Source organism: Brevibacillus sp. AF8, assembly GCF_021270385.1.
Taxonomy (GTDB): domain Bacteria; phylum Bacillota; class Bacilli; order Brevibacillales; family Brevibacillaceae; genus Brevibacillus.
In genome coordinates, this window is the sequence record NZ_JAGQDN010000017.1 from 14498 (window position 1) to 39328 (window position 24831).

Annotated in this window: 24 protein-coding genes; 21 read left to right on the plus strand and 3 right to left on the minus strand. The window is 47.9% G+C overall.

Annotated features, from left to right (window positions below):
- Positions 1–25 precede the first annotated feature (25 nt).
- From KB186_RS20025 to KB186_RS20070, 10 genes are all read left to right on the plus strand, one after another.
- Positions 26–532, plus strand: a complete 507-nt coding sequence (locus KB186_RS20025) for a MogA/MoaB family molybdenum cofactor biosynthesis protein (protein WP_232774243.1) — start codon at positions 26–28, stop codon at positions 530–532.
- A gap of 122 nt (positions 533–654) precedes the next feature.
- Complete coding sequence (locus KB186_RS20030; protein WP_232774244.1) at positions 655–2433, plus strand: B12-binding domain-containing radical SAM protein; 1779 nt, start codon at positions 655–657, stop codon at positions 2431–2433.
- A 40-nt stretch (positions 2434–2473) separates the two neighbouring features.
- Positions 2474–3145, plus strand: a complete 672-nt coding sequence (locus tag KB186_RS20035; protein ID WP_232774245.1) for a DNA alkylation repair protein — start codon at positions 2474–2476, stop codon at positions 3143–3145.
- Positions 3146–3322: 177 nt separating this feature from the next.
- Entirely contained in the window at positions 3323–3940 is a 618-nt protein-coding gene (locus tag KB186_RS20040) for a DedA family protein (RefSeq protein WP_088906555.1), read from the plus strand.
- A gap of 3 nt (positions 3941–3943) precedes the next feature.
- Positions 3944–4327 carry a DUF1294 domain-containing protein gene (locus tag KB186_RS20045; RefSeq protein ID WP_173608647.1) on the plus strand — a complete coding sequence of 128 codons (384 nt, stop codon included), beginning with the start codon at positions 3944–3946 and terminating at the stop codon, positions 4325–4327.
- Between the two features lie 93 nt (positions 4328–4420).
- Entirely contained in the window at positions 4421–5701 is a 1281-nt protein-coding gene (gene kynU / locus KB186_RS20050) for a kynureninase (RefSeq protein WP_173608646.1), read from the plus strand.
- A 126-nt stretch (positions 5702–5827) separates the two neighbouring features.
- Positions 5828–7369, plus strand: coding sequence for a spore germination protein (locus tag KB186_RS20055; protein WP_232774246.1), 1542 nt, complete (start codon positions 5828–5830; stop codon positions 7367–7369).
- Positions 7366–8526 carry a GerAB/ArcD/ProY family transporter gene (locus KB186_RS20060; RefSeq protein ID WP_221867735.1) on the plus strand — a complete coding sequence of 387 codons (1161 nt, stop codon included), beginning with the start codon at positions 7366–7368 and terminating at the stop codon, positions 8524–8526. Before KB186_RS20055 ends, KB186_RS20060 begins: the two co-directional genes overlap by 4 nt.
- Complete coding sequence (locus KB186_RS20065; RefSeq protein ID WP_173608643.1) at positions 8519–9649, plus strand: Ger(x)C family spore germination protein; 1131 nt, start codon at positions 8519–8521, stop codon at positions 9647–9649. The genes KB186_RS20060 and KB186_RS20065 overlap by 8 nt, the downstream gene beginning before the upstream one ends.
- 13 nt (positions 9650–9662) lie before the next feature.
- On the plus strand, positions 9663–10793 hold the full coding sequence (locus KB186_RS20070; RefSeq protein ID WP_232774247.1) for a GerAB/ArcD/ProY family transporter: 1131 nt from the start codon (positions 9663–9665) through the stop codon (positions 10791–10793).
- A gap of 43 nt (positions 10794–10836) precedes the next feature.
- Here KB186_RS20070 and sspI read toward each other — a convergent pair whose 3' ends face one another.
- Positions 10837–11073 carry a small acid-soluble spore protein SspI gene (sspI, locus tag KB186_RS20075; protein WP_047070986.1) on the minus strand — a complete coding sequence of 79 codons (237 nt, stop codon included), beginning with the start codon at positions 11071–11073 and terminating at the stop codon, positions 10837–10839.
- Positions 11074–11244: 171 nt separating this feature from the next.
- Here sspI and KB186_RS20080 point away from each other — a divergent pair, with 171 nt between their 5' ends.
- Positions 11245–11898 carry a potassium channel family protein gene (locus KB186_RS20080; protein ID WP_007728524.1) on the plus strand — a complete coding sequence of 218 codons (654 nt, stop codon included), beginning with the start codon at positions 11245–11247 and terminating at the stop codon, positions 11896–11898.
- Between the two features lie 4 nt (positions 11899–11902).
- Positions 11903–12730, plus strand: a complete 828-nt coding sequence (locus tag KB186_RS20085) for a TrmH family RNA methyltransferase (RefSeq protein WP_232774248.1) — start codon at positions 11903–11905, stop codon at positions 12728–12730.
- Here the strand turns inward: KB186_RS20085 and KB186_RS20090 are convergent.
- On the minus strand, positions 12727–13446 hold the full coding sequence (locus KB186_RS20090) for a DUF2225 domain-containing protein (RefSeq protein WP_232774249.1): 720 nt from the start codon (positions 13444–13446) through the stop codon (positions 12727–12729). The genes KB186_RS20085 and KB186_RS20090 overlap by 4 nt on opposite strands.
- A 457-nt stretch (positions 13447–13903) precedes the next feature.
- On the opposite strand from KB186_RS20090, the gene pheS reads away from it, so the two are divergent.
- The 3 genes from pheS to zapA all read left to right on the plus strand — a co-directional run bounded on the left by pheS (position 13904) and on the right by zapA (position 17735).
- The gene (gene pheS / locus KB186_RS20095) at positions 13904–14938 is read left to right on the plus strand and encodes a phenylalanine--tRNA ligase subunit alpha (RefSeq protein ID WP_017251057.1); all 1035 of its coding nucleotides are present in this window, start codon (positions 13904–13906) and stop codon (positions 14936–14938) included.
- Between the two features lie 15 nt (positions 14939–14953).
- A complete protein-coding gene (pheT, locus tag KB186_RS20100; protein ID WP_232774250.1) occupies positions 14954–17377 on the plus strand; it encodes a phenylalanine--tRNA ligase subunit beta in 2424 nt (807 codons plus the stop codon).
- A gap of 82 nt (positions 17378–17459) precedes the next feature.
- Entirely contained in the window at positions 17460–17735 is a 276-nt protein-coding gene (gene zapA, locus KB186_RS20105) for a cell division protein ZapA (RefSeq protein WP_007728510.1), read from the plus strand.
- A 96-nt stretch (positions 17736–17831) separates the two neighbouring features.
- Here the strand turns inward: zapA and KB186_RS20110 are convergent, their stop codons facing one another.
- Positions 17832–18206, minus strand: coding sequence for a phage holin family protein (locus KB186_RS20110; RefSeq protein ID WP_047070996.1), 375 nt, complete (start codon positions 18204–18206; stop codon positions 17832–17834).
- 242 nt (positions 18207–18448) lie between these two features.
- Here KB186_RS20110 and KB186_RS20115 point away from each other — a divergent pair, with 242 nt between their 5' ends.
- From KB186_RS20115 to KB186_RS20140, 6 genes are all read left to right on the plus strand, one after another.
- Entirely contained in the window at positions 18449–20806 is a 2358-nt protein-coding gene (locus tag KB186_RS20115) for an endonuclease MutS2 (RefSeq protein WP_173608637.1), read from the plus strand.
- 17 nt (positions 20807–20823) lie between these two features.
- Positions 20824–21234 carry a DUF350 domain-containing protein gene (locus KB186_RS20120; RefSeq protein WP_173608636.1) on the plus strand — a complete coding sequence of 137 codons (411 nt, stop codon included), beginning with the start codon at positions 20824–20826 and terminating at the stop codon, positions 21232–21234.
- Between the two features lie 282 nt (positions 21235–21516).
- Positions 21517–22815 carry a nucleotide sugar dehydrogenase gene (locus tag KB186_RS20125; protein WP_221867737.1) on the plus strand — a complete coding sequence of 433 codons (1299 nt, stop codon included), beginning with the start codon at positions 21517–21519 and terminating at the stop codon, positions 22813–22815.
- 145 nt (positions 22816–22960) lie between these two features.
- Positions 22961–23548 (plus strand): sigma-70 family RNA polymerase sigma factor, encoded by a 588-nt coding sequence (locus KB186_RS20130; RefSeq protein WP_173608634.1) that lies wholly within the window; start codon positions 22961–22963, stop codon positions 23546–23548.
- On the plus strand, positions 23527–24288 hold the full coding sequence (locus tag KB186_RS20135; protein ID WP_173608633.1) for a DUF4179 domain-containing protein: 762 nt from the start codon (positions 23527–23529) through the stop codon (positions 24286–24288). The genes KB186_RS20130 and KB186_RS20135 overlap by 22 nt, the downstream gene beginning before the upstream one ends.
- A 106-nt stretch (positions 24289–24394) precedes the next feature.
- Complete coding sequence (locus KB186_RS20140; protein WP_012685372.1) at positions 24395–24595, plus strand: cold-shock protein; 201 nt, start codon at positions 24395–24397, stop codon at positions 24593–24595.
- The last annotated feature ends 236 nt before the right edge of the window (positions 24596–24831 follow it).

The window sequence follows — 24831 nt, forward strand, 5'->3', positions numbered from 1 at the left end:
TATTGAAGAAATGAGGAAAATACGGATGAGTACGCAGGAACACAAGGCGCTATCGCCCAAGCAAGTCATATGCATGGTCATTACCGTTTCCGATACCCGGACAGAGGATACAGATAAAAGCGGACAATTGATGAATCAGCTTCTGACTGAAGCCGGTCACAGCGTAGCGCTCTATCAAATAGTAAAGGACGAGCCTGTACAGGTCATTGCTGCGATCGAAGCGGGAATTGCACATGACGACGTTCAAGTTATTCTTCTCAATGGCGGTACTGGCATTTCGCCCCGGGATAACACCTTTGAGGCTGTCTCTGGCTTACTCGATAAGGAAATGCCGGGATTTGGCGAGCTGTTTCGGATGTTGAGCTTTACCGAAGACATCGGTTCGGCTGCGATGCTCAGTCGTGCGATTGCAGGGACGCGGAAAGGGAAAATGATTTTTTCCACACCAGGCTCGACAGGTGCGGTGCGACTGGCGATGAATCGGCTGATCGTGCCGGAGCTGGGGCATGTGGTGCGCGAATTAAACCGTTAACGATTTGCCGTTACTAGCCTCGTATGGTACTGTTACGAAAGGAAAAAGATCGGTCAGACCTGAACCATCGATTGCAGATGGTTTTTTGGTGCCGAATTTTTGCAAGGAGAGTAGACCCATCCATGAAGATTTTACTATCGACCTTAAACGCCAAGTTTATTCACTCCTCACTCGCTTTGCGTTATTTGCGAAGCTATGCTCAGGAAGCATTTCCTTCGATTGAGCTGGTGGAGTATACCATCAACGATGTGACGTTAAATATAGTAGCAGATATACACAAGCGCAAGCCCGATGTCGTTGCATTTTCCTGTTATATCTGGAACATTCGCGAGACGCTCAGTGTCATGCGCACGCTGAAAAAGATTTGCCCGGATGTTCCGATTATCCTTGGCGGACCAGAAGTGACCTATGACGCGGACGAATGGATGAAGAAGCATCCTGAAATCGATGTCATCTGCATTGGTGAAGGAGAGCAGACCTTCTTGGAGCTTTTGCAGGTGTATCAGGAATCATTGCAAACCAAGCAGCCTCCACGCCTGCGAGATGTTGCCGGAATCGCTTATCGCGAAGAGGAGTACGTACGTTTTTCCATGCCGCGTGCGCAAGTTGAAGAGATGGACAGCATTCCTTCCCCTTACGCGGATCATCTGGACGAGCTGAACAACCGCGTCGTCTATTTTGAGGCATCTCGTGGCTGTCCGTTTAAATGTCAATACTGTTTGTCTTCGATTGAAGACGGCGTACGCTATTTCAGTCTCGAACGAGTAAAAGAAGATCTCATGCGTTTGATCAATCACGGCGTCAAAACGATCAAGTTCGTGGATCGAACGTTTAACATCAATAAGAAATATGCCTTGGAAATCTTTCAGTTTTTGATCGATAACCACAATGGAACGATCTTTCAATTCGAGATCACGGCAGACATTTTGCGCGCGGACGTACTCGACTTCTTGACAGAGAACGCACCTCCAGGCATTTTCCGCTTCGAGATTGGGGTTCAGTCCACGAATGATGAGACCAACCGCCTTGTTCAGCGGATTCAGCGCTTCGATCGCCTTGCGCGTACAGTGACACAGATCAAGGATTCGAAAAAAATCGATCAGCACTTGGATTTGATCGCTGGTTTGCCTGAGGAAGATTATGCGTCCTTCCGCAAAACCTTCAACGACGTGTTTGGTCTGCGCCCGGAGGAGCTTCAGCTTGGCTTTTTGAAAATGCTGCGCGGGACAGGTGTTCGTGCGCGTGCGGCTAATCATGGCTATATTTTTATGGATGAGGCTCCTTACGAAATTTTGGGGAACAACGTCCTTTCCTTTGATGACATGCAAAAAATCAAGCGTGTAGAAGACATTCTGGAAAAGTACTGGAATGCGCACCGGATGGATTATACAGTGGAATGGTTGTTGGCAAATCAATTCGAAACGGCTTTCGACTTTTTCCAGGCATTTGGCGATTATTGGGAAAGTCAAGGCTGGAGCCGTATTGGTCATCAATTAGAGGATTTGTTCGTGCGTTTGCAGAAGTTTTTGCAATTCCAGCAAGTGGAAGGTATGGGTCATGTACTTAGCATGATGAAATTCGATTTCCTGCGCAACCAGAAGCATCGTCCCCGCAAGCTGTGGTGGGAGGATGTCATGGACAAGGAAGAGATGCAACAGACGTTTGCTGTGCTAACTGAGCAGCGTGAGCGACTCCGCGATGATTTTGCGGCACATGCAGCATTGGAAAAAGATTATTTCAAACACACGCTGACTGCCAAGGTGACCTTTGACATTGAAAAATGGATGGAGACCGGTGAGCTTGTCGAGGGAGATTTTATACTCGTCGTGTATTATCCGTACAAAGATGAAGAGCAAAATGCTTTTGCTGTCGTCAAGCAGGATGTCCAAGTAGCAGGCTAAATGACCGGATGAGCAGATGGGATGGGAGGAGGAGACGCAGATGAATGCAAGCGCGTATACGGAGGCTGTCGAGGAACGGTTGCGTGCACATGGTGATTCGACTGTGGCTGACCCCATGGCGCAGTACATGAAAAATCATTTTTCTTTTCTGGGGATCAAATCACCACAGCGCAAAGAACTGACCAAACAAATCTTTCGTGATTATGGCGTACCCGAAAATTGGGAGCAGGTCGTTCGTTCCTTGTGGGATTTGCCAGCGCGAGAGTACCAGTATGTAGCGCTTGACGTACTCGAGAAGTCCAAAAAGCGTCTCACCCCTGACCATCTCCCGTTCGTTGTCGAACTCATTACGACAAAATCGTGGTGGGATACCGTAGATTATTTGGCTTCCCATACAACAGGCAAATTGTTCGCCTTGCATCCCGAACTGATTGTATCGAATACGACAGCTTGGATGAATGGAACCAACATGTGGCTGCAACGTACAGCGATTTTATTTCAACTCTCGTACAAGGACAAGACAGATCAGCGGTTGCTCTTTTCCTTGGTGGAAAGAAGCTCGGATTCCAAAGACTTTTTTATTCAGAAGGCAATTGGCTGGGCGTTGAGAGAGTATGCGAAAACAAATCCCAAAGCCGTACGTGAATTTGTAGAAGCGACTCCACTTGCGAGTTTGTCCAGGCGTGAAGCGCTCAAGCATCTATCAGGATAGAGTCGCTTTCGCTTGTTGTATCTGTGCTTGATAAAATACGTACATCTATTGCAAAATAAACAAGTACCATTTTTGAGGTTCATAACGTAATACATAGAGTCAGATATCGTGCGATGCCATAGCTGCTAGTATGTCAAGAAATGACCGCACTGTGGCAAGGATAGGGGATTTTGCCTCATGGAAGTCGACCTGCTAATGTCCATCATAGAGCAATACGGCTACGTAGCGATTTTTTTCATGCTTTGGCTTGGGATTGTAGGTTTGCCGATTCCCGATGAGCTGGTTGTCGCTACAGGAGGATTTCTTGCCTCCATTGGCGTGTTAAACCCTTGGTATTCTTTTTTGGCGGGATATTTAGGGGTTGCCTCCGGATTGACGATTGGCTTTTTACTTGGAAAGTACTTTGGGAAACCGATATTGCAATGGCTGTGCAAAACCGAGAAAATGAGGAACGCGGTGAATCGATCAACGGGCTTGCTGGAGAAGTATGGAACTACTGCCCTCTGCATCAGCTACCTATTTCCGGTTGTCCGCCATGTCGTACCTTATTTGGTCGGCCTGGGCGGTATGACGTTCCGGCGATATGCGATGCTGTCATATCCGATCGGGTTGGTTTGGACCATCGCCTTTTACTTTCTCGGCCATGTATTCGGTAATAACGTGGAAGCTATTATCGAAGTCATCCGTAAATACGGTTTCTACGCTTTGCTGGTGATCGTGGTTGTATTGGCTGTGGTATTCTTTGTACGCAAGCAGTTTATGGGAAATCGGGCATATCGGGCAAAAGGAGAATAACAAATGTACCATGAACAATTAGCTGCCCACCGCCGCAATTTCGTGTTGGTGCTCGTGATTAGCTGGGCCCTCCTCATGGCAGGATACTTCAATTCAAATGTCTGGGTGCTGGCTGGAGGAGCTTTACTGCTGAATGGCTATGCTTATTACCTGATGCAGGCAGACAAGCGTCTGGCTAAAGAAAAAGGTTTTCGGGTTCCGGAACTGAGCCTTTTGTTGGTCGCATTTTTAGGAGGAGGGATTGGTGCGCTGGAGGGTATGCTCATTCAACGGCATAAGACGAAGCATACCTCTTTTCGCATCCTGCTCCCGCTCTTTTGCATCGCGCAAATCTTCCTAGTCATTTGGGTAATACAACTATATTTGGATAAGAATCTCGTGTCGTAGGGGCACGGGATTTTCTTTTTGAAAATGTGATTCTCTTGTTTGAAAATTCAGCCTATAATAAGGGTAACGATAGAACAAGCTGAGGAGGTAGCTATGTCTCAATCAAGCCCCTTGACGAAAACGTACGCACAGCAACTGGATGCACAGGACGAACTCGCGAGCTATCGCGAAGAGTTTTATCTGCTTTCGAGTCTGTATTTGGATGGTAACTCACTTGGCCTCATGTCAAAAAGAGCGGAAAAGAGCGTCATGGATATGATGCAGTCTTGGAAGGAGCTGGGGGTGGAAGGCTGGACAACGGGTATTCATCCGTGGTTTTTCTTTTCGGAGAAATTGGCAGAGATGAGCGCAGCACTTGTAGGGGCAAGCCCCGAGGAAGTGATCGTCACGGGCTCTACGACGATCAACCTGCATCAGCTGGCAGCTACCTTCTATCATCCGGTCGGGAAGAGGACGAAGGTCGTTGCCACTGAACTGGATTTTCCTACCGATATATACGCACTCCAGAGTCAAATGAAGCTCCATGGGCTGGACCCGGAAGAGCATTTGGTTCGGGTAGCGTCAAGAGATGGTCGTCTGATCGAAGAAGAGGATATTATCGATGCGATGACGGATGAAGTCGCACTGGTTGTCCTCCCTACTGTCCTGTATCGCAGCGGCCAGTTGCTCGATATTGAACGCTTGACAGCAGCCGCGCATGAGAGAGGCATTCTGATTGGGTTTGACGGATGTCATTCTGTAGGAGCGATCCCGCATTCCTTCAGCAAATGGGAAGTGGACTTTGCCTACTGGTGCAACTACAAATATGTAAATGCAGGGCCTGGAAGCGTGGGTAGCCTATATGTCAACCGCAAGCATTTTGGCAGAACTCCTGGATTGGCGGGATGGTTCAGCTCGAAAAAGGATAAGCAATTTGACATGGACCATACGCTGGATGCATGTGAAAGTGCGGGCGCGTACCAGATCGGTACCCCACATATGCTGAGTCTCGCCCCGCTGCTTGGTTCTTTGGAAATGTTCCAGGAGGTGTCCGTGGAAAAGCTTCGTGCCAAGTCGCTCAGCTTAACGCGGTTCATGATGGATTTGATCGAGGTGGAGCTAGCCGACATGGGTTTTACGATTGCGAACCCACAGCAGGATGATCGTCGGGGTGGGCATGTCAGCCTTGAGCACGACGAGGCCATACGTATATGCAAGGCATTGAAGGAAGCGGGCATAATTCCTGACTTCCGTGCCCCAAACATCATCCGGTTAGCCCCCGTTGCTTTCTATACGACTTATACAGAGGTTTGGGAAAGTGTCCAGATCTTAAAAACGATCATGTTAGAGAAGAGCTACGAAAAATTTGAAAACAAGCGCGAGGTGGTTGCGTAACAGGTCCGACTTAGGTTGGACCTGTTTTTCTTTTGTAATACGCCTTTTACGGGATTTTCTTTCCATTATTGGGCACACTATCCGTACCTGTAGACAGTCTACATTCCATGGATAAGGGTGAGCAGCTTGAGCCAGTTTTTTCAAGCATGGAAAAAAAGAAAAGAAGCCCTCCAGTCAAAAGCGTTGGAGCAGCACTCCGACAAGAGCATGGAAAGCGTGTCCGATGTTGCGCTCACAACAAATTTGGAAGAAAACATCCAATTGATTCAAGCGCAGTTTGGAAAGTGTGACGATCTTGTCGTTCGTCGATTTCAAACGAAGACGAAGGCTCAAGCCGCTATCGTTTTTATAGATGGCATGGTGGATCGCAATGTCATCAGTGATTTTATTATTCGCTATATGACGACTCCTGATATCACCTATAATGATCCGGCGACAAATGAGCTGGATTTGACAGACAAACTGAGGCAGATCGTCCGAAATATTTTGTCTGGATGCGCGGTACTGATCATTGATGGGTGTCAAAATGCTTACTTGAATAATACGAGAGGTTGGGACAGGCGTTCGGTAGAAGAGCCTCAGACGGAATCAGTCGTACGAGGGCCACGCGATGGTTTTTGTGAGACATTGTGCGTGAATTCAGCCCTGATCCGTTTTCGTTTGAAGGACCCCAATCTCAGAGTGCGTCATATGGTGGTCGGTGAACGAACACAGACTGACGTTTACATCATGTACATCGAGGGTCTTGCGTATCCCCCGATGGTGGAGGAAGTGATTGCGCGAATAGAGAGTAATGTTCGTGTGGATTCTGTGCTGGAGAGCGGGTACATCGAACAAATGATCCAGGATCGGAGATGGTCCCCCTTCCCGCAAATTCAAAATACGGAGCGCCCTGACAAAGTAGTGGCCAATCTTTTGGAAGGGAAAGTAGGCATTCTGGTAGATGGTACTCCGTTCGGATTGATTGCTCCGGCTGTGTTTTCACAGTTTTATCAGAGTCCAGAGGATTATTACGAGCGATTTTATATCGCGACCTTAATTCGTTTCATTCGGATTATCAGTATCAGCATCGCTTTGTTGCTACCTTCTCTATATATCGCTTTTAGTTCATTTCATCCAGAGATGATCCCTTCTCGACTGGTCATTGCGATGGCGGCAGGGCGATCTACCGTTCCATTCCCTTCTTTAGTCGAAGCTCTGTTTATGGAGTTGGCCATTGAGATATTGAGGGAAGCGAGTGTGAGGCTGCCGGGGCCAATCGGTCCTACGATCGGGATTGTTGGAGCACTCGTGGTCGGAGAAGCAGCGGTAACGGCCGGGCTTGTCAGTCCTGTCATGGTGATTATCGTGGCTGTGACGACCATCGGCTCGTTCGCATCTCCGAGTTACAGTGCGGCGATTGCCATTCGGATGCTACGCTTTCCGGTTATGATTCTGGCAGGAATGTTTGGTCTATACGGTATTATGCTGTTTTTGATTGTCATCCTCATTCATTTGTCTTCACTGAAATCGTTTGGAGTACCCTATATGAGCCCGCTTAGTCCGCTCAACCTGAATGGAATGAAGGACTTGTTCTTACGGGCACCCCATCACATGATGAAGACAAGACCGATGATGTTTCATGTTCAAGATAAAATCCGGATCAGAGAGGAGGAGAACCAGAAATGAACAGGAGGGAGGGGCACAGCTGGCATCATAATCTATCGATGTGGCAGCAAATTTGTCTCATGACAAGTACCTTAATCGGTGTCGGCGTTTTGACCCTTCCTCGCACAACCAGTTCGAAATTATTTGAGGCAGGCTGGATCGCTCCTCTGATTGGCTCAGCAGGTGCTTATGTCTCCTTATGGTTAATTGTCAAATTGAGCAAGCGCTATCCAGGTGAAACCTTTATTGAATATAGTCATAAGGTGTGGGGATCTGCCAAACGGCCTTGGGTGGGCAAAGTTTTCAGCCTCCCCTGGATTTGTATCTATCTGGTATACCTGTATTTCTCCACGGCCGTCGTTTCGCGTGTATTTGGTGAAGTGGTTGTGACTTCCGTTCTTTTACAGACTCCGTTGGAAGTTATACTCATGTCAATGTTTTTATTGATACTATTTTTGTGCATGCATGAGGTGGAAGTAGTAGCACGAGTGAACGAGCTGCTGTTTCCTTTTATTATCTTTCCACTTCTTTTTATCGCGATTGCGTCGTTCCAAAAGGCGGAAATTGGGAATCTCCTGCCGATTAATCATGTGTCAATCCGTTCAATGGTAGCAGGAGTGTACGAAGGAATTTATTCCTATTCTGGTTTTGAAATTATGTTCGTCTTTTTCGCCTATGCGCAACAAAACACGAACAGGGAATTGGCGGGACTTTACAGTTTATTAATTGCAGCATCACTCTATATGTTAATTGTGGTTGCTGGTATTTCAGTGTTTGGTTACGAAGAGCTACAGAGGGTGACGTGGCCGACACTAGAATTGGTCAAGACGACGCAGGTGCCAGGATTGATCTTGGAACGATTGGAATCCGCTTTTTTGGCAGTGTGGGTATCGGCTGTTTTTACTACGGTAGCCAATGCGTATTACGTTGTTGTTTATTCATTGAGACAGTTGTTTCGTAAGGGAATCAGATTTCAAAGAATCGTGGCTACAGTCCTTCTCATCCCTTTATTCTTCTTTGCCCTCATTCCACAAAACATCATGGAAGTATTTAGGGTGGCGTCGTTGCTGGGATTGTCTAGCCTGGTCATTAATTTGCTGATCCCTGCTGTTTACTGGGGAGCAATCCTCATTCGTGACATGGTGACCCGACGAGAGGGGCGGAATATCGATGGGTAAATCTCTTAGATACTTCGCTTTGTTGATCATTTTTACCATCCTGCTGACAGGGTGCTGGGATAGACGTGAATTGGAAGAACGCGCATCGGTGTTGGCCATTGCGATAGATCAGGATGAAAAAAATGAAAATCTGTACAAAATGACCGTCCAAATTCCAATTCCTATGAAAATCGCTGGGAGTGGCGGGAAGGGCGGAGGAAATAATGCGGATGCCGTGAAAATCATGAGCGTGACAGGAAGAACGGTGACAGATGCTTCCAATAACTTGCAAATGCGGATGAACCAGCGATTGTTTCTTGGACATACGCGTATTCTTGCCGTAAGTGAGGAGGTCGCCAGAAAGGGAATCCAAGACATCATGGACAGTTTTCGTCGCGAACCGCAAATACGGCGACTTCTGTGGCCGATCGTCGTGAAGGGTAAAGCTTCTACCTTGCTGGAAATCAAACCGAGAATCGAGCCGATTCCAGTCGTCTATATGATGGGGCTGATCGAAAATGGGATGAAATTAGGAAGAATTCCAGACCAAACGTTGGGCGACTATTTCAATCAGACCTCTAATCTAACCATGGAGCCGTTTTTGAATTATGTAGAGGCCAGAAAGAACGAGGTGAGCTGGAAAGGGGTTGCTGTTTTTCGCGGACACAAGATGGTGGGGATATTGGATCACATACAGTCATGGATATTGCTTCAGCTACGTAATGAAAAACCAGGTGGAGACATTGTCATTCCGTTGCCGAAAACCAAGAACGGATATGTGAGTTTTCGTCCGCATTTCGCAAAAAAAAAGGTGATCATTCACAAATCCTCTTCCGCTACCTATCATTGCGAGCTTCAAGGAGATATTGTCGAACTCACAGAAGACCTGAACATTCCTGCGGAGCAATTCATCTTACAAATGCAAACGCTTATTCAAAAAGAAATGGAAAATCGCGCAAAAAAACTATTGCAGCAATTACAAAAGCAGTACAATAGCGACATTTTGAAACTGGGCCTTACACTGCGTGCGAAGCATTACCAAGACTACTGGAAAACTCACAACTGGAAGAAAGATTTCAGGGATTTTCCGATTCGCGTTACATACACAATCAAGCTGCGCCGTCTTGGTATGGAAATGCAATAGGAGAGCGATCACTGTGGAGAATCAGAAACGTAATTTTGGTACCTGGCAACTGACAAGCATTATGGTCAGTTCGATGATCGGGGTGGGTATCCTCGTCATCCCGAGAACAGCAACCGAACTTCTTCATCAAATGGGGTGGGTGGGACCCATTGTAGGTGGTTTCATAGCGTCCATGGCTGTAGCGGCTATCGTTTATTTAGGCAACCAGTTTCCCGGTCTTACCTTTGTCGAATTTATGCCGAAGATATTTGGGGTTGCCATCGGTACCCTGTGTATATTTCTCTTCATTCTCTATCAGTTCCTCAATGCGGGAATCACAGCCAGATTGTTCGGGGAAGTCGTCGTGACCTCCGTATTACCGCAAACGCCACTGGAAGTAATAATCATCACGCTGCTGTTGTTGGTCGTGTTTCTTTGTTGTCATGAGATTGAAGTGGTGGCAAGGGTAAATGAGCTGTTGATTCCTTTCCTCCTGTTGCCGTCTCTCTTGATTCCGCTCGTCTCCTTCATGAACGCAGATTGGTACAATTTATTGCCATTCCGATTCGAGTCATGGACAAATGTCATGAAAACGGGTCTGAATACGTATACGCTTTATACCGGATATGAGTTGTTAATGGTTTATTTTGCCTTCGCTATTCCCGGGGCAAGGCTAGGGGTAGCCAGCATGACAGGTATGAGTTTTGCTCTTGTCATTTATGTGATCACAGTTGTCGCAGGCATTACTGTATTTGGCTATGAAGAATTGCAGAGGCTGGTGTGGCCTACGCTTGAACTGGTCAAGGTAACGCAGAAAACCGGCTGGTTTTTGGAGCGTTTTGAGTCCGCCTTTCTCGCGATTTGGGTTGCTTCTGTATTTACAACGATCGGGAATATGCTGTACGCGACGATTTTTTCATTGCGGCGCTTGTTTCACAAAGGCATTCGTTTTCAGCAAATCACCGCGATTGTGATCATGGTGCCCCTTTTTTTCCTGACATTAGTGCCGCAAAATATAGTGGAGCTGTTTTCTTTTACACAGTATTTGACCAACATAGGATATTTGATCACCATCATCATCCCTATCTTGCTGGCAATCACCCAATTCATGGGCAATCAGTTCAACAAAGGTCGAGAAGTGAACAATGAAAAGGGAGGGACGTAATAGCCCCTCCCTTTGAAGCATGTTTGTTCGAAAGAAGAAATGGTTAGATCGGCTTTTCGGCTTGTTCAGGCAAGTGTTCCGCGATAGTCGTAATCATGGATTGGCGTGAGGAAGCATCGCTGTTTTGCCACAGAACTTCAAACAAAACACCTAACCCCGGCAGTGTCTTCTCCTGACCGCTGGCAATGGCATCACTGATGGTCTCTTCCACTGCGTTTGGATCTGAGCCTTGCATTTTGTACATGATCGCTTGACGTAAATTGAGTGAGGCAATGTTCATGACCGTGCTTGCACCTCTCTTTTGAGAATGAATTCAAGAAATAGTATTTGTAAACGCTGATTTGTGCATACCATGCTTTTCGTACAAAACGTTCATGACCGTTTTGTGGGGGATGTTTTGGTTGTGCTATAATGCTTGTTATTGGTAAGTTCCGTAAAGGGGAAGATTAACATGTCCAAGCAATTTGCCATTATCGGGATGGGACGTTTTGGTTCTAGCGTGGCGAGAACGCTGTACGAGATGGATTATGAAGTGATGGGTATAGATGAGAACGAGGAGCGTATTAACGAAAATATTCAATACGTAACGCACGCGGTAGCAGCGGATTCTACGGATGAACGCGCCTTGAAGGAAATCGGAATCCGCAATTTTGACGTAGTCGTTGTGGCCATTGGGGTCGATATTCAGGCGAGTATCCTGACGGTATTGACGCTGAAAGACTTGGGTGTCAAAAAGATCGTGGCAAAAGCACAGAATGAGCGTCATGGACAAGTATTGTACAAAGTGGGAGCTGACCGTGTCGTATTCCCTGAGCGTGACATGGGAGTTCGGGTCGCCCATAATCTGATCTCTTCGAATGTACTTGACTTTATCGAGCTGGCAGAGGACTACAGCGTGGCGGAGGTAGTCGTGTCGTCCAAGCTGGTCGGTCAAAACTTGCGGCAACTGGATATTCGGAAAAAATACGAGGTCAACGTTATTGCCATCAAAAGCGGAGATAAATTCAACATCGCTCCTAGCCCGGATGAAGTCATCCAATACGGCGACGTGCTTGTGGTGATCGGGAACAACAAAGACTTACGCGAATTTGAGGAGCGGGCATAGGTTTATGACAAATGAAATCATTACTTCGGTACAAAACCCACTGGTAAAGCGATTGCACCAGTTGCTGTCACGAAAAGGACGGGAAGAGCAGCAGCGTTTTCTCGTGGAAGGGGCACATCTGGTAGAAGAGGCGTTAAAAAGCGGGGCGGAGGTAGTCACGGTCATTTACGATCAGCAGCGTGACATGGACCCAGCCTGCCAACGTGCTCTGGCTAATCATCCGGAAGCTGTCCAGGTCATTGCTGCATCAGAGGCAGTGTTGGCGAAGCTCTCCGAAACGAAGTCACCGCAAGGAATTGTGGCCGAAGTGAAAAAAACAGCAGCAGATTGGGCAAAATGGGTAGATAAGAAGAGAGAGGAACAAGGAAGCTTGATACTCCTCTTTTTGGACGAAATACAAGACCCTGGCAACCTCGGTACGATTTTGCGCACAGCAGAAGCGGCAGCAGTAGATGGTGTCGTACTTGGAAGTGGCAGTGTCGATATTTACAATGGAAAAGTGGTACGGGCCACAATGGGGGCACTGTTCCGCATCCCGGTCTTTACGCAATCGTTAGTTGAGACGGCTGATGAATGGAAGGCAAAGGGAGGGAGAGTTCTCATTTCTTCTTTGGAGCAAAACAGTGTTGCCTATGACGAGGCTGATTATGCTGGTCTGACGGCAATGGTCATCGGCAATGAAGGAAGAGGCGTCTCCAAAGAGATGTTTGCCAAAGCCGATCAATTCGTCCACATTCCGCTTTACGGCGGAGCAGAGTCACTGAATGCGGCAGTCGCGGCAGGAATATTTGTCTATGAGGCACAGCGCAAAAGAAAAGATCGGCATGTCTAGCCGATCTTTTGCTCGTTCTTTTTCTCTTTATACTCTTCACGCGCGAGTTGCCATTGATCTTGCGCCATCCGGATAATGCCGCTCTCAATCGTGTGGTTGCGAAAGGCGAGTGCTTTGCCGAAATACTTGATGGCTAAATCATACTTTTCGAGCCTGCGATAGAGCTCACCAATCAAGTACAGCAAGCGGACTTCGGTCATTTCCTTGTCACCGCGTGTATAGTCAGAATGAATATACGATTGTTCATATTCTTCCACGGCCATATCGATAAAGCGCATTTCTTCCGCGACATTTTTCTCGAATCGATAAAGCCATGCAAGGCGCAAATACAGACCGGCTTTTACAGAATGGGGCTGATCCGTTATTTCAGCTGCGTAAATGGCAAGCTTGTAGCTGACAATGGCTTCTGGTACATGGCGAACTTTGCCAAAATCTTTTGGCTTCCATTTCGAGGAGATTTGTTCATCCACAATCTGCTTTTGCCAGGGGACGAGCTTGTCCCGGAATTGATCCGTAAAAGCAAAGCCGCATTCAGGGCAGACATTGACGGTATATATAATGGGATTTAAAGATTGCTCTTTAAAAGTGGTATAAAAATCGCTGTCGCGATGGAGCATTGTCAACGTGCCGCTTCTGATTCTTTTGGTCGAAAAGGTCGCTTGGCAATGGCGGCAGATACTTGTCTTATCGTAAAGGGCGGAAACATTATCAATCATGTCAAAATCCCCTTTCGAATGGGTAACATACACATGAAAACACTCTCTGGATATGTAACATTTGTGGAATTGAAAGTTCTCTCTTGTTGCGCTATAATTTTCCTTACGTCATAATTATACCGTAAAGCGATGACGGAGACTAGTACGCAGGACCTATCTGTTTTTCAGGGAGAAGATGTCACAGACTGCGAGCATCTTAAACATGATAGCTGCCGAATTCACTCCAAAGCCGCACTCTGAACCGCTTTTCGCGCAGTAGGAGCAGCCGGGTCATACCCGTTACCAATGATCTGAAGTGAGACAAATGTCTCTTTCCACTAGTGATATTGTCATGGATTTGTCACAGGGCGGAAGCGAATTGTCTAACAAGGGTGGTACCGCGAGAAAAAAGTAACTCGTCCCTTTTTGAGGGGCGGGTTTTTCTTTTTCCAAAACAGAAATAAAGGAGCGATTCGAAGTGCAAACTCGGTTGCAAGAAATGAAAGAGTCCGCACTGGGCCAAATCAGCCAAGTGACAGAAGCCGCACAACTTCAGGATTTGCGCGTCAAATACCTGGGGAAAAAGGGTGAGTTGACAGAACTGCTGCGCGGCATGGGCGGCTTGTCCCCAGAAGAGCGTCCAGTTGTCGGTCAGCTGGTGAACGAAGTAAGGGAAGCGCTGGAGGCGGCGTTCTCTGGCAAACAAAAAGCATTTGAAGAAGCGGCTCTGAATGCCAAGCTTTCTTCACAAACGATCGATGTGACACTGCCAGGACGTCCAGTACCAGCAGGCACCATGCACCCGCTTTCTCGGATCATTGAAGAGATCGAAGACATCTTCATCGGTCTGGGCTTTGAGGTGGCAGAAGGTCCTGAGGTAGAAATGGACCACTTCAACTTCGAAATGCTGAACCTGCCAAAAGATCACCCGGCACGCGATATGCAAGATACGTTCTACGTCACGGAAGAGCTACTGCTCCGTACGCAGACATCTCCTGTGCAAGCACGTACGATGTTGAAAAAAGAAGGCAAGACTCCACTCAAAATGATCTGTCCGGGTAAAGTGTATCGCCGCGATGATGACGATGCGACACACTCCCACCAATTCACGCAGATCGAGGGTCTCGTGATTGATAAAAAAATCGGGATGAGTGACTTGAAAGGTACCCTCTTGACTTTTGCCCGTCAAATGTTTGGAGAAAACCAGCAAATTCGTCTGCGCCCAAGCTTCTTCCCGTTCACGGAGCCTTCCGTAGAAGTAGACCTGCAATGTTTCAACTGCGGTGGTCACGGTTGCCGTGTATGTAAGCAAACAGGCTGGATCGAGATTTTGGGTGCTGGTATGGTACATCCGCGCGTACTGGAAATGGCCGGTTACAACCCTGAGGAAGTCAGCGGCTTTGCATTCGGTATGGGTGTAGAACGAATTGCGATGCTCAAATACGCGGTAGAGGACATCCGCCATTTTTATACCAACGACGTTCGTTTCCTGCGTCAGTTCAATCGAGGCTAGAGAGGAGAGGCAAAGATGAAGGTATCATACCAATGGTTATCCGAATACGTCGATCTGAGTGGAACGACGCCCCAGGAGCTGGCTGAAAAGCTGACTCGCAGCGGGATTGAAGTAGACGCAGTTGAATCGCGCAACGCAGGTGTATCTGGTGTTGTGATCGGTTATGTAAAAGAACGCAGCAAGCATCCGGATGCTGACCGTCTCAACGTATGCGTCGTTGATGCAGGACAAGGAGAAGACCTGCAAATCGTTTGTGGAGCAGCGAACGTAGACAAGGGACAAAAAGTTCTCGTCGCCCTGATCGGTGCGAAGCTCCCTGGAGGTCTAAACATCAAGCGTTCCAAGCTGCGCGGTGTAGAATCCCAAGGGATGATCTGCTCTGCAAAAGAATTGGGTTTAAATGACAAGCTTCTGGCAAAAGATCAGCAAGAGGGCATTATGGTTCTGCCAGCGGATGCGGAAATCGGTATGGATGCCGTTTCGTACCTCGGCTTGGATGACTATGTGCTGGAATTGGGATTGACGCCGAACCGTTCGGATTGCTTGAGCATGCTGGGGGTTGCTTACGAGGTAGCCGCTATTTTGGGTAAAGAAGTGGTATTCCCACAAATCGAGCTGACCGAAAACGGTGGCGACAACCCGGTCCAGGTTAAGATCGAAGCGACGAATGAAAGTCATCAATACCACGGTCGTCACTTCACCAACGCCAAAATCGCGACATCTCCGCAATGGATGAAAAATCGCCTGATGGCAGCGGGAGTTCGTCCGATCAACAACGTGGTAGACGTGACCAACTATGTCCTGCTCGAGTACGGTCAGCCACTGCATGCTTTCGATGCGACACAGGTAGCTGATCGCTCTATTGTCGTTCGACTGGCAAACGAGGGCGAAAAGCTCGTGACATTGGATGATCAAGAGCGCACGCTGGATGAGCAAACCTTGCTGATTGCCGACCAGACCAAAGGCTTGGCGATCGCAGGGGTCATGGGCGGAGCTAACTCCGAAATCACTGATGAGACGAGTGAAATCATTCTCGAAGCAGCTTGGTTCACACCAAAAACAGTGCGCCGCACAGCTCGTATGCTCGGCATGCGTACAGAAGGCTGCGTACGTTGGGAAAAAGGCGTTGACCAAGCGCGTGTGCAGGAAGCGGGAGAGCGCGCTGCTGCGCTGATTCAGCAATTGTCCGGCGCAACAGTATCCAAAGGAATCAGCTCTGCTGTTGTAAGCAAAGCTGCGCCTGCTGTCGTTTCGGTTACACTTGCAAAAATTAATCAGCATCTCGGAACCGACATATCGGCTTCTGATGTATCGCCGATTTTCGAGCGTCTGCAATTCCCGTATGAAGTAGCGGGCGACAAATGGACGGTAACCGTTCCAACGAGACGTGGCGACATTACGCTGCCAGAGGATTTGGTGGAAGAGGTTGCACGTCTGTACGGCTACGACAACATTCCGACCAGCTTGCCTTCTGGTTCGACCACACAAGGACAGTTGACAAAAGAACAGCAATTGCGTCGTACGATCCGTCATCATTTGATTGGTACCGGTATGAATGAAGCGATTTCCTATGCACTGGTTCATCCAGATCGTGTCGAGGCAGTAGCGGGTCTGCATCAGGAAAAAGTAAACCCTATTGCGCTCATGATGCCAATGAGTGAAGATCATAGCGTTCTGCGCACGAGCTTGATTCCAAGCCTCTTGGAAACAGTGGCATACAATAAAAACCGTCAAAACCACGATGTTGCGATTTTCGAATTGGGCCGTGTGTTCTTGACAAAAGAAGAAACGCTCACACAGCTTCCAGAAGAGCGTCTGTATGTAGCAGGTGCGTTGACTGGACAACTGCTCGCACAAAACTGGATGGGCGCCAAACAGCCTGTTGATTTCTTCCAAACAAAAGGGATTGCGGAATCACTTTTCGCTCGTTTGGGTATCCAAGCTGCCGAGTACAAAGCTGTCCAGGACATCGCAGGTATGCACCCAGGACGTACCGCAGAAGTATGGGTAGGGGAAAAACGTCTGGGTTATCTGGGGCAAGTTCATCCGGGCACAGAAAAAGCTTATGATCTGTCCGAAACGTACGTATTCCAGTTTGATGTAGCTGCTTTGATTGATGTAGCTGCCGAGGTAGGCCATTACAATCAGCTGCCAAAATCCCCGGCGGTAACGCGTGACTTGGCTCTCGTTGTCGATCGCAGTGTAGCTGCTGGTGTATTGGAAGCAACGATTCGTGAAGCGGCAGGCGAACTGCTTGAGTCCGTAACCCTATTCGATGTATACATGGGTGAACGTATTGCTCAAGATAAGAAGAGCATGGCATTTGCCCTGGTATTCCGTCACGCCGAGCGTACCTTGCAGGACGAAGAGATTCAACAAGTGACTACTGCTGTCATTGACGCCTTGAAAAACAAAACTGGTGCTGAACTGCGCATGTAACACAGCTTGACGAACTCTGACATTTTCAGTAACCTAAAAAAGGATAATGTAGAGCAAAGGTCGCAGTAGGGAGGTACCTCTCGTGCAAGGTGATGGGAAAAATCGTTTGACGGTGGACATCTTTGGCCAACAATACCGGCTCAGTGGCAAGGCAAGTGTCAATCACATACGCATGGTGGCCGGTTTCGTTGATGACAAGATGAACGAAATCGCAAACGGCAACCATCGACTGGATACTGCCAAAATTGCCGTACTTTCTGCAGTCAATATTGCGGATGAATACTTCCGCTTGCGTCAGGAGTACGAAGAACTGCTGAAAATCATTCAGGAAGAGGCAAAGGCTAAACCGATAGATTAAGGAAAAGAGGGGCTTAAGTGCCTCTCTTTTTACGTTTTGGGTAAAATGAGAAGAGCCACCCCGTTTTTAAAGGGATGGCTCTTTGGCGTATTCTGCCTATGTCTCCTGCTTGTTCCTGGCATCTCCATTGCGCAAATCCATATGGGTTTTGATCGGGATAAACAAGTCGATGATCCCGATCACCAAGGAAGCCAGAAGCGCGCCAAGAATCGTTACGCGGAAGCCAGAGACGATGAACTGAGTGAGATAAATCACGACGGCACTGACCAAGAAGCCGATAATACCACGATTGTACGGCGAAATTCGATCTCCGAAAATGGCTTCTACGGCCCAGCCAATTAGTGCAATGACAACGGCCGCGAGCAGAGCTGTCCAAAAACTGCTAACCGAAAAGCCGGGGACCAGAAAGCCGACAAACATCAGGACTACGGCAGCGACGATAAAGCGGACGATATGGCGCATGATCGTCATGTGTACTCCTCCTTTAGGGTTGTTTCACCTTTCATTCTCTCACGCAAAGAGTGGAACTATGCCAAGCGAAGACGTGTAAATTTATCCTTCGCCCGTGGTCCCTTTCCGGTGCAATCCGAGCCCAAGTTTTCTAAGCTTCGCTGCCATGCTATAATGGGGAGATCGTAATGATTGCCGGTATAGACCGTCGCTCCCGCCCGCACGGTACAACGGTCGCCGCTGGATAAAGAAGGAGGAGCACAGTGGAACAACGGGTTTTAAAGACGTTAGAATACGATAAAATAGTCGCCCTGTTGATTGACAAGGCATCTTGCACATATGGAAAAGAAAAAGCATCAGAGCTGGTTCCTTTTTTACGCTTGGATGAAGTCATAACCGCTCAGCAAGGGACTGAACAAGCTGCAACTGTGTTACGCCTAAAGGGCAGCGTGCCTCTCGGTGGCATTCGCGATATCCGCGGCCCCGTACAGCGCGCCAGATTGAATGCCATGCTCGCCCCAATGGAATTGCTAGATATCGCCAGCACCGTTATGGCCGGACGCAGACTCAAAACGTTTTTGCTCGATATGTGTGAAGATCACGAACTGCCATTATTACAACAGCAGGCAGAGCGTATTGAGGGCCTGCGCGAGTTGGAAACCGAAATTCGCCGCTGTATTGATGAAAACGGCGATATTTTGGACAGCGCGAGTCTTGAACTGCGACAGGTACGTCAGGAAATTAGACAACTCGAGTCGCGCATTCGCGAAAAACTCGATCAAATGACACGCTCGTCTACTTACCAAAAAATGCTGATGGAAAACATCGTTACAATTCGTGGGGATCGTTTCGTCATTCCGGTAAAGCAAGAGTATCGTTCTGTATTTGGTGGAATTGTTCATGATCAGTCGGCATCTGGGGCGACGCTCTTTATCGAGCCGGAAGTGATCGTCGAGATGAACAACAAGCTTCGCGAGCTTCGCTTGCGAGAGGAACGTGAAGTAGAGCGCATTCTGTACGTGTTGACGGAGCAAGTATCCTTTGCGGTAGAGGCTTTGGTCGAGAATACAGAAGCACTGACAGAGCTCGATTTTATGTTTGCCAAGGCTCAGCTTGCCTGGAGCATGAAGGCGATTTGTCCACGCATCAATGATCGCGGCTACGTAAACATGCGAAAAGCGCGTCATCCACTTATTCCACGAGAAGTTGTCGTTCCTGTAGATGTGGAGCTAGGCGGAGAGTATCAGGCGATTGTTGTGACAGGTCCGAATACAGGGGGGAAAACCGTTTCCCTCAAAACAATCGGACTGCTGTCCTTGATGACGATGGCGGGCTTGCATATTCCGGCAGAGGAAGAGAGCGAGATGACTGTTTTCTCCTCCGTTTTTGCCGATATCGGGGATGAGCAATCCATCGAGCAGAGCCTGTCTACATTCTCGAGCCATATGACCAATATTATTCAAATCTTGGCGAAAATGGACGACAAGAGCTTGGTGTTGTTTGACGAGCTAGGCGCAGGAACAGACCCGACAGAGGGTGCTGCTTTGGCCATGTCCATCATTGACCATGTGATTGATTCCGGTGCGAGATTGGTTGCAACGACTCACTACAGTGAATTGAAGGCGTATGCCTACGATAGACCCGAGGTCATCAACGCCAGCGTAGAATTTGACGTACAGACGCTGCGTCCTACTTATCGCTTGCTCATCGGGGTGCCGGGCCGATCCAACGCGTTTGCTATCGCAAGACGTCTGGGATTGCCGGAACACATCATTGATGTAGCGCGCGGCTCGATCAGTGAGGAAGACAATCAGGTCGAGAGCATGATCGCTTCGCTGGAGCGTAACCGCAAGTCGGCGGAAGCAGACAGGTTGGCGGCAAAAGCGGCACGCGAGGAAGCAGAAGTGCTGCGTAGACAGCTGGAAGAAGAGCGCGCGCAATTTGCGGAAGAGAAGAACAAACGAATGGAGCGGGCAGAGGACGAAGCGCGAATTGCCGTCCAACTCGCAAAAGAAGAAGCGGAAACGATCATTCGCGAGCTGCGCGAAATGATGGCAGAAGGCATGGAAATCAAGGAGCATCGTCTCATCGATGCGAAGAAGCGCTTGGGCAATGCCGTTCTTGAGCTGGAGAAGGAAAAGGTGAAGAAGCCGGCAAAAGCAGTTCGTGCCACACAGATCAAGGTGGGCGACGAAGTAATGGTGACGAGCTTCGGACAAAAAGGAACCGTGCTGGAAAAGGTAAACAATGAAGAATTCCTTGTGCAGATCGGAATCATGAAAATGAAAGTGAAGCGCGATGATATGCATGTACAAAACTCGATCCAGCAAAAACCGCAAGCGGCTCCGTATACCTCTGTGAAGCGTCGCAGTGACAATATCAAGATGGATCTCGACTTGCGCGGCTACAACGTTGAGGACAGCATTCGGGAAATCGATCAGTTTTTAGATGATGCGCTGTTGGCAGGCTTGCACTCGGTTTCCATTATTCACGGACACGGGACAGGGGTACTGCGCAAAGGCGTGCACGAGTATTTGAGAAACCATCGTAATGTAAAATCCTTCCGCTTAGGTGGTCAAGGAGAAGGCGGCGTAGGTGCTACCATTGCCGAATTAAAATAAGAGGTCGGGAGGGACATATGGAAAGCCTTCTACACAATCCATATTTTGCAACTGCAGCTTATTTTACTGTGTCTGGACTGGCGATGGTTTTATTCTTAGCCATTTTTGAACTGGTGACGCGTTATCGTGTTTGGGAAGAATTGAAGCGTGGGAACATGGCAGTAGCAATGGCAACGGGCGGGAAAATTTTTGGGATCGCGAACGTTTTCCGTTATTCCATTCAGGCGCATTTGTCTTTGGGCGAAGCGCTGATTTGGGCGACCTTCGGATTTTTCTTGTTGTTGTCTGCTTACTTCATATTTGAATTCATGACCCCTACGTTTAATGTTGATCAGGAAATTGCAAAAGATAACAGGGCCATTGGATTTATCGCGATGGTCCTGTCCATCGGTTTTTCGTATATCATAGGGGCATCCTTGCCTCGTTAGACGGGTTGAACGATATTTCAAACGAGAGTATAATTTGATTTGGCGAAAGAGTACCAAACTATTCTGCCCAATCAACGTCCTTTTTACGAAAAAGAGGACAAGCCAAGATTGTATGGGGGAGGAACAGCCTTGGAAACGTTGTACAAGGTCCTCATCGGATTGTGTGTGCTTTTTATCGCTGCAGGTGTTTACTACCTGTCCTAAAAATATAACGCAAGTTGGCCGCGTGACTTCTACAGTCATACGGACCTTACTTGGAGAATGTGAAAGAGGAGATACGCAATGACTCAACCTGTACGCGTAGCTGTTGTGGGATTGGGGTTTGTAGGCTTGCCGTTGGCGCTTACCTATGCCATGAAAGGAGCAAACGTCATCGGTATTGACGTCTTACCGCATGTCGTCGATGAGATCAATGCGGCACATTCCCATCACCTGGAGTCCTATCAGGGGAAAACGTTGCCAGAGATCCTCAAAGAGCAGATTGAAGCAAAACGCTTCCGTGCAACGTCCTCCTACGAGGAAGCGGCAGCGGAAGTCCATAACTATATTGTAACAGTCGGATTGCCTGTTCATAACGGTGATCCTGATCTCGGACCGCTGAAAAGCTGTGCGCAATCGCTTGGTCGTGTACTGAAAAAAGGCGATACCATCATGATCCGCAGTACTGTCGTACCAGGAACGACAGAAGACGTGATTCTGCCGATTTTGGAGGAAACAAGCGGTCTTGTTGCGGGTGTCGATTTCTACCTGACATATTGCTCGGAGCGAATTGCAGAAGGCCGTGCTTTTGAAGAGTTCATCCACATGCCGCTCGTTTTGGGAGGCATCAACGAGCAAAGCGCCGAAAAAGGAAAAGAGTTGCTGTCCTTCATCAGCGAGACGGACATCACGATCACGGATATCCGTGTAGTCGAGACAGCAAAAGTCATCGAGAACATCCAGCGTGATGTGAACATTGCGATGGTACAGGAATTTGCTCGTTTCTCCGAGGCATTTGGCATCGATACGTTCGAGTTGATCAAGGTTGCCAATACGCACACGCGTGTAAACCTGTTATCGCCAGGACCGGGTGTAGGCGGCTTCTGCTTGCCGAATGCATTGTACTACTTGCAGCCTAAGGCACGTGAATTGGAAGTAAACCTGCCGATTCTGCAATTGGCTCGCAACACGAATGATGCAGTCCCTGATGTGTTGATCGGAATGCTCGAGCAAGCCTTGAAAAATAATGGCAAGACATTGGCAGGAAGCCGCGTAGCTGTATTGGGAATGGCGATGAAAGACTTTTCCAATGACGACCGCGTAAGCCCTGTTCATGACCTGATTAAGCTGCTCATGGCAAAAGGAGTAGACGTTCGATCCTACGATCCGGCTGTTCCGACTGTGTATGATCACAAGGTTGACAGTTTGGACAAAGCAGTGAATGGAGCAGATGCGTTGTTCCTCACTGCTGTACAAAAGGAATTTGCTGAGGCGAATTGGGCTCATGTTGCCGAAAAGATGGCTGACGCGCCGATCCTCTTCGACACGAAGAACCGCATCCCGCGTGACCTTGTTAGCAAGGCGACTGTGGTGCGCATTTAATTCTTGAACAAGTTCCACTGATTTGAATGCCAAAACCTCTCTAAACGCACGTAAAAGCGTTTGGAGAGGTTTTTTTCATAAAGTAGTGAACCATATTGAACGAGAGAGCCAATACAAGGTGTATACAATTTCAGGGGGCCCTCCGATGAATGATCAAATGTTAGAACTGTGGCTGGACCGTTTGCGTGATGGAGATCAAGAAGCTTTTGAGGTGATCTACAGCATGACGCGGACAAAAATTTACGGTACCGTAGCAGCCATGGTCACGAATAAAGAAGATGTTCATGATATTGTAAGCGAAATTTACTATCAGCTATGGAGATCACTGCCTGCTTATGATCGCAAGCGTCCGTTTCTTTTCTGGGTGAATGGGATTGTCATTAGACAGGTGAAAAACTGGCGAAGACAGATTTGGAGAAGATTCCGTCTGTTAGAACGAAAACAGAGCTTGGAAGAAGAGAAACATGTCGAAACGCCGGATGAGCCAATGCTTGCGATGGAGTCTGCCACAGAGATGCAGCAAGCAATCCAAATGCTGCCGTTCAAGCTGCGGATCGTCGTCATTTATCGGTATTACTACGATTATACGTACGACCAGATTGCCGAACTGCTGCAAATACCTGTGGGGACAGCAAAATCGAGAAATCATCTGGCATTAAAGCGAATCCGCGAGTGGATTGACGTTGAATGGAATGAGGAGGAACTCCAAACATGTCTATCGAAAAAATCATAAAACAGTCTCTCACCAAACAAATAGACGAGACCACGATCCCTGATGAACTCGATCAGCGCGTAAGGCAGTCCTTTCATCGCTATCACGAAAAAAAGGAGACTGTAACGATGAAGAAAAAATTAGTTATGATGGGATTAATTGCTGCTATTATACTGCCGACTGGAGTATATGCGGCTTTAAATGGAACCTCTTATTTTGCAGACAATCCAAAAGACTTGAACGGTTTGGTGGGTGAAGAGGTTAAGCGAGCAGCGGCAGAAGGGTTGTCCATTCCGATCGATCAAAAAATTACCGATCAGGGGATTACGATTCATTTTACGGAAGTGTATGCGGAAGATAGCAAGGTTCTGCTGCACTATCGCATTGAACAACAAAATGGAGAACTGGTGCCTTTCGAATTCGATACGACAGGTTTAGATGTGGTAGGCGAAGCAAATGGCAATCCCATGTACCAGGATAAAGGCTTGGAAGGTCCAAGTGTCCTAAACTTTTTCGGGACCAAAGAGGATACTATGCCTTTCTACTTAACAGATGAATCCGGTAAGGAACTAGAGGTGGGAATAGCCGATCATAACAAGCCAGAGGGCGTTCTTGCCTTCACCTCGCGTGAATCCAAGCTACCACAACCACTCACCTTAAATATCGATGTGAACCGGATCGGCAAAACAAAGGGCAACTGGAAGGGACAGTTTATTGTGGACCAGAGCAAAGCCAAAGAAGCAACAGAGGCTGCGAAGTAGGAGAAAAAAATTCGGTCACGTATAATAAGCCTCGTAAATGGCAATAGTAACCGAGGTAAGACAATATTTCAAATGTCATGTAAGGGTTACATGCTAGGAGGCAAAAATGGAACGTGGAAGAGTAAAGTGGTTCAACAGTGAAAAAGGTTTCGGTTTTATCGAGCGTGATGGTGGAGATGACGTATTCGTCCATTTCTCCGCAATTCAGGGCGAAGGGTACAAATCCTTGGACGAAGGGCAAGAGGTTGAGTTTGACGTAGAAAACGGTCAACGCGGTCCTCAAGCGACGAACGTTCGGAAATTATAAAAGCTGAAACGACAAGCAGACTCAGATGATGGGTCTGCTTTTTTATTTGGTTAAGAGGAGTAGTGGCAGTGGGGGAAAGAAGTGAATTTCCAGTCTACGCTTCAGCCTACGCCATACTGAGGGAGGGACTGTCCGCTTCGGAATGCGAACAAAAGTGCATTTTTTGCAACTCCACACCATTTGTCCAACACGCTTTGTCCGTCTTTCGCATTTACATGTAGTAGTCTCATGTAAAG